This is a genomic window from Massilia sp. P2_C2 (assembly GCF_056404615.1).
Map to the genome: position 1 here is coordinate 1 of NZ_JBFUDR010000285.1, position 8077 is coordinate 8077.

The 8077-nt window shown below is 66.3% G+C and carries 8 protein-coding genes and 1 pseudogene; 4 read left to right on the forward strand and 5 right to left on the reverse strand.

Going from position 1 to position 8077, the window contains the following annotated elements; genetic code table 11:
• Positions 1 to 946: pseudogene (locus tag AC1DYX_RS24655) on the reverse strand (FtsW/RodA/SpoVE family cell cycle protein); the annotation flags it as partial.
• Entirely contained in the window at positions 943 to 1920 is a 978-nt protein-coding gene (locus tag AC1DYX_RS24660; protein ID WP_477263773.1) for a protein kinase domain-containing protein, read from the reverse strand. The gene AC1DYX_RS24660 and the pseudogene AC1DYX_RS24655, both read right to left, overlap by 4 nt.
• 79 nt (positions 1921 to 1999) lie before the next feature.
• Here AC1DYX_RS24660 and AC1DYX_RS24665 point away from each other — a divergent pair, with 79 nt between their 5' ends.
• On the forward strand, positions 2000 to 2131 hold the full coding sequence (locus AC1DYX_RS24665) for a hypothetical protein (protein ID WP_477263775.1): 132 nt from the start codon (positions 2000 to 2002) through the stop codon (positions 2129 to 2131).
• 41 nt (positions 2132 to 2172) lie between these two features.
• On the opposite strand, the gene AC1DYX_RS24670 is transcribed toward AC1DYX_RS24665, so the two are convergent.
• Positions 2173 to 2661, reverse strand: a complete 489-nt coding sequence (locus AC1DYX_RS24670; protein WP_477263777.1) for a glycine zipper domain-containing protein — start codon at positions 2659 to 2661, stop codon at positions 2173 to 2175.
• Positions 2662 to 2840: 179 nt separating this feature from the next.
• Positions 2841 to 3476, reverse strand: coding sequence for a PEP-CTERM sorting domain-containing protein (locus AC1DYX_RS24675; protein ID WP_477263779.1), 636 nt, complete (start codon positions 3474 to 3476; stop codon positions 2841 to 2843).
• Between the two features lie 177 nt (positions 3477 to 3653).
• Between AC1DYX_RS24675 and AC1DYX_RS24680 the strand changes: the two genes are divergently transcribed.
• On the forward strand, positions 3654 to 4796 hold the full coding sequence (locus AC1DYX_RS24680) for a metallophosphoesterase (protein WP_477263781.1): 1143 nt from the start codon (positions 3654 to 3656) through the stop codon (positions 4794 to 4796).
• A 112-nt stretch (positions 4797 to 4908) separates the two neighbouring features.
• Positions 4909 to 6354: a M28 family peptidase gene (locus AC1DYX_RS24685; RefSeq protein ID WP_477263783.1), complete on the forward strand. Its 1446-nt coding sequence runs from the start codon at positions 4909 to 4911 to the stop codon at positions 6352 to 6354.
• A 219-nt stretch (positions 6355 to 6573) separates the two neighbouring features.
• Here the strand turns inward: AC1DYX_RS24685 and AC1DYX_RS24690 are convergent, their stop codons facing one another.
• Positions 6574 to 6945 carry an Lcl C-terminal domain-containing protein gene (locus AC1DYX_RS24690; protein ID WP_477263785.1) on the reverse strand — a complete coding sequence of 124 codons (372 nt, stop codon included), beginning with the start codon at positions 6943 to 6945 and terminating at the stop codon, positions 6574 to 6576.
• A gap of 344 nt (positions 6946 to 7289) precedes the next feature.
• On the opposite strand from AC1DYX_RS24690, the gene AC1DYX_RS24695 reads away from it, so the two are divergent.
• A partial coding sequence (locus AC1DYX_RS24695; RefSeq protein WP_477263787.1) for a DUF1565 domain-containing protein occupies positions 7290 to 8077 on the forward strand: 788 nt, incomplete at its 3' end.

The window sequence follows — 8077 nt, forward strand, 5'->3', positions numbered from 1 at the left end:
CGCCCGCGCCCGCGAGGCCCAGCGCGGCGAGCAGCGGCGCGATCGCCTGCGGCGCCAAGTCCCAGGGGCCGCGCCGGGTCCATGTCCATGTGACGCCGGGCGGCAGGCGCAGCTGCGCGTCCGCATACAGCCCGACGTGGCCCGCGGGACGCAGGTGCAGCACGTCGCCGTCCGGCGCGAGCGCGAGGCGCGTGCGGCCCGCGACGAGGACCTGGCCCGCGCGGAGCCGCAGCGGCCGGCCGGCCAGCAGGTCGGCGTGACCATCCTCGGCCAGCAGCAGTGGCACGGCCGGCGTGGCGGCCAGCACAATGCCGTCGCCGGCTGCGCCGCGCGCAAGGGTCGCTGCCGGTGCCGCCAGCCCGGCGATGGCGATGCGGTTGCCGCAATCGAGGTTGCCGCCGAAGACGAGTGGCCGGTCGAACCTGAGCAGAGCCGGTGCGCCGCGGTTCCACAGTCCCGCGAGGAGCGTGCCGAGGCGGGCGTCGGGGCACGCCGGCTGCGGCTTGCCGTCGCGGCGCAGCAGGGCGCCGTCGTAGTGCCAGCGTGTCGGTCCGGCCGTCAGCTCGACGCCATCCGCGCCCGCCGCGGTGACGTGCATCCGCAATGCGCCCAGCTGGAACTCCTGGCCCGGCGCGAGCATGACGCTGCCGCCGCGGCGCACGTGCGAGCCCTCCTGCACGAGCAGCGGATGGCCCGTGCCGTCGTCCGCTGCCCACCATCCGCCCTGGTCGTCGTGGCGCAGCTGCAGGCGGCCGCCGTCGGCGGCGGGTGCGCCGAGGGCCGCATGGTCGAGGATCCGCGTGGCGGCCCGGTCCAGCACGACGGCGACCTGTGCCGGCATCCACGCGACGGGCGCGCGCAGCAGCGCGGCCATCTGCAGTGCGCACAGCGCGGCGAGCAGGGCGCCCGCGAGCAGGCGCGGCACGGACTGCGCTGCGCGTCTCATGCTGCCCTCCGCAGGCTGTCCGCGGCCGGGGCCAGACTGGCGGCGGCGCGCATGAGCAGGCGGCTGATCTCGAGAGCGTGGCGCGGGCGGTCTTCCGGCCGTGGTGCGACCAGCGCGCGCAGCAACACCAGCAGTGGGTGCTGGGCGCGTGCGGCCGCGTGGGCGGCGAACAGCGCGGCTTCGTCGGGCTCGAGGACCGCAGGCTGGGCGCCGCCATGGCGCGCGCGCAGCGCGGCCGCACCGGCCGTGCCATGCGCCCGGTACGCCTCGGCACAGGCGCTGCAGAAGCRCAGCGGGATGCCGGTGACGAGGTTGTAGAGGAGGGCGCCCAGCGCGAAATAATCGCTGCGCGCGTCCGTCCGGTAGCGCCCGCACGCATCGGGGAAGAATTGCTCGGGCGCCTGCCACGCTGCGGTGCCGACGTAGGCGTGGGCGGCGCTGTCGCGCAGCGGACGGTTGGTGCCGAAATCGGCCAGCTTCAGCGTGCCGCCGCGCGCATCGACGAGCAGGTTGGCCGGTTTCAGGTCCAGGTAGCGCCAGCCGTATTGATGGACTTTCGCGAGCGCGCCGTTGACCTGCGCCGTCCAGGCCAGCGCCTGCCCGATGCCGGGACCGGTGCCCCGTGCACGCAACGCCGCCAGGTGCGTGCCCAGGTCGCCGTCCAGCAGTTCCAGCGCCAGCGCCGGCAGGCCGTCGTGTTCGCCGCTGTCGAGCAGGCGCACGATGTCGCGCTGGTCCCACGGCTGCAGGGTACGGAGGAATGCAATCTCCGCATCGAAGCAACCGCACCACGCGACCCGTTGCGGCGGCAGGGCCAGGTCCATCTGCGCGCGGTTGACGAGTTTGAGGGCCGCCGGCATGCCGCCCGGCACGGACTCGGCGCGCCATAACACACCATAGCTGGAACTGCCCAGCGGCGCCTGCAGGCGCCAGGCGCCCGCCGTCAATGTGATGATGTCGCCTGCTTCGACCATGTGCCCTCCCGGCCGGCGGCCCCGTGCCGCCTGCGGGACGGTAGCGGGGGGAGGGAGAAACGGAACGGTCTTCGCGCTCATGGGTCTTGCCAGCCCGATGATCGTCCTGTTCGGGACGATCGACCTGTGTGGCGGCTTATGGACGTGGTATGCGCTGAAAGCCGATGCGCGGGCGGCCGGGCCCGCTCTGGCCGGCGTGGCCGGGCAATAAAAAAACCGCGCACGAGGCGCGGTTCTCTGAAGGAAAAGCGATCAGCGGTGCCAGCCGCCGCGATCGTGATCGCGGCCACGGTCCCAGCCGCGGTCATGATCCCAGCCGCGGCCGCGATCCCAGCCGCGGTCGTGGTGGTCGTAGTCGCCGCGGCCGCGCTCGACGACGACGACGTCCGGGCGCGGATTGTAGTAATAGCCGCGCGGTTCGACGTACACCGGACGCGATTCGACATACACCGGTGCCGGTTGCTGGTAATAGCCGCTCGAATAACCGCTCGAATAGCCGCCGGAGTACGCGTAGCCGCGGTTGCGATAATAATAATCGTCGTTCGTGCGGACGGAATTACCGACGGCGGCACCGATGACGCCACCGACGAGGGCACCGTCGCGACCACCCACGCTGCTGCCGATGGCAGCGCCCGCCAGCGCGCCCACGACCGTGTTCACCCCCCGATCGTCAGCCATCGCCGTGGAAGACACGGCTGCTGCGGCCAGGAGCATGGCACCAATGCATTTTTTCTTCAACATGGCTTGTTCCTTGCGCCTCAACGGGGATCGGGATGATCACAAAACGTCAGGCATGCAAGCATCATAGATCGGGTGGCGGGCGCTGCCACGGGTTAAAACAGATTATTACATCTGCTTTCCGGCAGTAACATTTGCCGGACGCGAACTATTGTTGATCAAGGAACAGCCGTGTGATCCGATCAGTTCCTGGTCGAACGTTTGCGCAACGCAGGGATGAGTGCAAGGCCCAGTCCGAACAGCGCGAACGAGCCCGGTTCCGGCACCAGGCTGGCATTGCCGTTGATCGTGAAGTCGGCCGCCAGGCCGGTGGCGCCGCCGCCGCCGTTCGCGACCAGGAACTGGAGCGTGTTCAGGCCCTGGGTGACATTGGCGGTCACGCTGGCCACGTTGGAAATTTTCCAGACCTCATTGGCGCCGATATTGTTAACACCCAGCGATACGCCGTTCAGGGTGACGTCGGTCAGGTAGTCGTCCGAGACCCAGCGAAAATCCACGTCGGTGGTCAGCGCCGCACCGGACCAGTTGAACTGGAACGCATACGCATAGGTATTATTCCTCAGCGTGCTGGGGCTACGCCCGGACTGGATCGGATCCCAGGAAATGTATTTGCCGCTCGTAATAGACGAGTTCGGCAATACCGGCCATCCGATGGCGGTCGACGTCACGAGGTAGGCGGCGAGGCCGTTGACGGTGAACTGGTCGTCCTTGCCGTCGTGGTTGGCATCGGCGCCGGTGCTGTAGGTAACGGCAGCGGTGGCGGACGTGAAGGAGCAGGCGGCGATCAGGGCGGCGAGGAGCTTTTTGCGGATCGACATTGATAACTTTCTAATTAGTTGATTGTTAATGAATGATGTCAATTTGGAAAAGTATAATGATCATATGGCAATGCGGCAACGACTTTTTCACTGTGGTTACGCCATGCCATTTTCTTCCCTTGCAGTCAGGACCCGCCCGCCCCATCTTCGAAGGGTTATCGACTGTCCGGACTTGCCATGGCGCGCCACCGTTCCTTCGTTTCCGTTCTTGCCATTCTGATCCTGTTGCATGCGTATATCGGGCTACGACTGTTGCCTGCACTGGGCATTGGCCTGGCGGGAATGATCGCAGGAAGCATATTGCTCGCGATATCCGCAGCGCTCGTGCGGATCGGCCTCGTTGCACCGAGCCTGCGCCGCACGCGCTGGACGGCAGCGCTGACATGGGCCGGCCTGCTTGCAATGGGCTTGTTTTCGTCACTCTTCGTGCTGACGCTCCTGCGCGATGTCGTCCTCCTGTGCCTCGCATTGGCCGGCGCGGACGGACCGGCATTCACGCACGACAGCGCGGTCGCCGTGCCCCTGCTGGCGCTGGCGGCGACGCTGATCGGTTTCGTCAACGCCCGCCGGGTCGCGCGCGTCGTCAAGGTCGAGGTGCCGATCGCAGGCCTGCCCGAGGACTTGCACGGCTATTCGATCGCACAGATTTCCGACATCCACGTCGGCCCGACCATCCGCCGGCCTTATCTGAATGCCATCGTCACGAAGGTAAATGCCCTGAAGCCGGACGCCATCGCCATCACGGGTGACCTCGTCGACGGCAGCGTGCAGCGCCTGGCCCTGCACACTGAACCACTGGCGCGTCTGTCCGCGCCGGACGGTACGTTCTTTGTGACGGGCAACCACGAGTATTATTCGGGCGCGGAACAGTGGGTGGCCGAGGTGCGCCGCCTGGGCCTGAGCGTGTTGATGAACGAGCACGTGATCCGGCGCCGGGGCAATGCCACGCTGATGATTGCCGGCGTCACCGACTACACGGCCCAGCTGTTCAATCCGGCGCATAAAAGCGATCCGCACCTGGCGGCGGCCGGCGCGCCGGACGACGTCGCCGTGCGGATCCTGCTGGCTCACCAGCCGCGCACCGCACCGGCTGCCGCCGCAGCGGGGTTCGACCTGCAATTGTCCGGCCACACGCACGGCGGCCAGTTCTTCCCGTGGAACCTGTTCGTGCCGCTGCAGCAACCCTTCGTGGCCGGCCTGAACCGCGTGCGCTCGCTGTGGGTCTACACGAGCCGCGGGACGGGCTACTGGGGACCGCCGAAGCGCTTCGGTGCGCCGTCCGAGATCACGCTCGTGCGTCTCGTACCGGGCCGCGCCTGACCAGGCCCGCCCGGCATCGGCACGGTTCGATGTATTTACAGCAATATATTTCCCCAAACCGGCGCAGATGCGTTATCGTTGAAGTTTTTCTACGCATTCAAGGATTACACGTATGAACCATCTCCGTTTTCCTGCGATGGGCGTGATTGCCGCCTGCCTTCTGGTAGGCAACGCGAACGCCGCCAGCCCCGGCAATGATCCGGCCGCGCTCGCCAAGGTGCGGGATACGGCGCTGCACAGCGATTACGCTTACCAGCGGCTCGAGGATCTGACGGACCTCGTCGGCCCCCGGCTGTCCGGCTCGCCCGGCGCCGCCGCCGCCGTGCACCAGGTGGCGGACGAATTGCGCAAGCTGGGCGCGAAGGTCACGCTGCAGCCGATCAAGGTGCCGCACTGGGTGCGCGGAGAAGAGAAGGCGACGCTCGTCGATTACCAGGGCCGTCCGGCCGGTGTCAGCCAGAAAATCGTGCTCGCCGCACTGGGCGGATCGGGCGCGACCCCGGCCGCCGGCATCACGGCGCCCGTCATCGTCGTGCGCACCTTCGAGGAACTGAAGGCGCGCGGGGCGGAGGTGAAGGGACGCATCGTCCTGTTCGACGTGCCGTTCGACCAGAACATGGCGGACCGCGGCCTCGCCGGCACGGCCTATGGCCAGGCCGTCGCATTCCGCGGGGCCGGCCCGCGCATGGCGGCCGAGATGGGCGCCGCCGCCGCCCTCGTGCGCGCCGTCGGCGGGGCCGCCTACCGCATCCCGCATACTGGCGCCACGTTGCTGAAGGACGATGCGCGCATCCCGGCGGCGGCCGTCACGATCGAGGATTCGCTGCTGATCGCGCGCCTGTCGAGGCGCGGCCCCGTCACGATGCACCTGACGCTGACGCCGCAAATCCTGCCGGACGCCGACAGCTATAACGTGATCGCCGACTGGCCGGGCACGGACAAGGCCGACGAGATCGTCCTCGTGTCGGGCCACCTGGATTCCTGGGACCTGGCCACCGGTGCCAACGACGATGCATCGGGCGTCGTCAGTGCGATGGAGGTGATCAACACGCTGCGCAAGCTGGACTACCACGCGCGCCGCACGATTCGCGTCATCGCCTGGATGAACGAAGAGAATGGCGGACGCGGCGGTCACACCTATGACGCCGTCAACAAGAAGATCGCCGAAAAGCACTTCGCCGCGTACGAGGACGACAATGGCTCGGGCCGCCCGTTCGGCGTGCGCGCCGGCATCAGCCAGGCCGGCGCCAGGTTGCTGGCACCGTTGCAGGCCGCCCTGTACCCGATGGGCGCAGGCGCGTTCCGCCGCGAGGACGTCGTCGGCGCCGGCGACCTGCACGATCTGGAGGATTCCGGCGTGCCGAGTTTCGAGCCGTGGATCGATTCGTCCGATTATTTTAATTATCACCATACCCCCGCCGATACGTTCGACAAGGTCAACCCGGAAAACCTGCGCCGCCACGCCGCCGTGATGGCGACGACGGCCTGGTTCCTGGCCAATATGGACCAGCCGATCGGCCGCGCCAACGTCGCAGCCGAGGCGAAGGGCACGCAGTAAGCTGGACCGGCCCGGCGGGCCGGGGGCGGTCGGACATTCCGATGGTGACGGACCGCGCCCGGTTCCATGCGCTGCCCATCTTTGTTCCGACCTATATACGGTAGGCATCGGCACGTAGACTTCGGCACGGCATTCGCCATCGACAGCGATACCGTGCCGCCTCGTCACCATTTCCGCTTCCGGCGCGCTTGCCGGCTCAGGCTTCGGGTTCCGTCGTTATCATCCGTTGGCGATGCGCCGGATTGCACGTGCGTGTCCGCGGAACGGACGGCCGTACACGGTCTGGATGCCACTGGCAAAATTCTGTCCCCAGACCAGTTGCGGCCGTGTGTCGTGCTGTTCGCTCGACCAATACCAGACGCGGTCGAAGCGTTCACGAAGATTGGCGAAGAGCAGGGCCAGTTCGCGCCGCGTCGGCAATTCGCCGTCCTGCGTGGCCGCCCATTCCCGCGCCGCTGGCCAGCTCACATCCGACGCTTCGTCCGCGAGCAGCACCAGGTGGTAGTCGGCCTCGCCGTTCTTGCCGAGTATCAGGCCGGCATAGGCTTCGCCTTCCTTCAACATTTCTTGGATCCTCAGGTAATCACCCATCGCGCAACCCTTTCGTCATGTCTTCCGGTCTCGTATGACCATCGATCGCCGCGCTTGGTTGCAGCGCGGAATACGACATAGCTCATAACGGTGTACGCGCCTGTCGTTCTCGGCATTCGCGCCGAACGCGACCGATCGCGGAACTTGTTACATTGTGTGCATTTTTCTGAAGCGGCATTCGGCGAAAAGTTTGCAATTTGGGTGTATGCAACACATTGAGTCCTATGAGTAATGTCTTTTGTGAATTCATTATGCCGAGAAATTTTCTTTAAAAAAGATTGAACTTAGGCAGTTTCCTTGCATCAAAGGGTTACATTCACTTTTTGATGTAAGGAAACCTTCAGATGAAAAAACTGGTGACTTTTGCTTCGGATCTCCGTCTCAACGCCCTGCTGTGCTGCAGCGCCACGGTATTGTTGACCGCATGTGGTGGCGGCCTGACCGACGCCGGCAACGGCCAGCAGGCCCAAACCGCCGCAATCACGGCGAGCGTGGACGAGTCCGCCGCAAACGGTGCCGCTGAGACGCCGAACCCGGTTGATGCAACCGCGGCGCAAGCGACCGAAGCAGCCTCCGCCAACTTCGAACTGGTCGGCTACGACGCCAATCCGCTGGCGGCATCGACCACCGACGCGACTGCGGAGGACAGCGCGACCGCACCGGCAACGGCCGCGGATGGCGCACCGCACCTGCTGGCAACTGTAACGAGCGTGAACACGACCTCGTCGATGATGTCGACCCCGACCACCTCCTATAACTATTATGTGTCCCCGACCGGTTCCGACAGCGCGGCCGGCACGAAAGCCGCACCGTTCAAGACGCTGGCCCGTGCGGCCAAGTCTGCCACCCGCGCCGGTACGACCGTCTGGGTGGCACCGGGCACCTATGCGGGCGGTATCAAGACGACGGCCAGCGGTATGAGCTCGGCCCGCATCTACTGGATCTCGACGACGAAGTGGGGCGCGAAAATCGTGCCGCCGGCGAGCTCGTCCAACAACAATGCATGGGATAACCGCGGCAATTACGTCAGCATCATCGGCTTCGACATCGACGGCACCAACTCGGGCAGCGGCACGAAGTGGACCCATGGTATCTACACCGGCGGGTCGTACACCATGATCGCGGACAACCA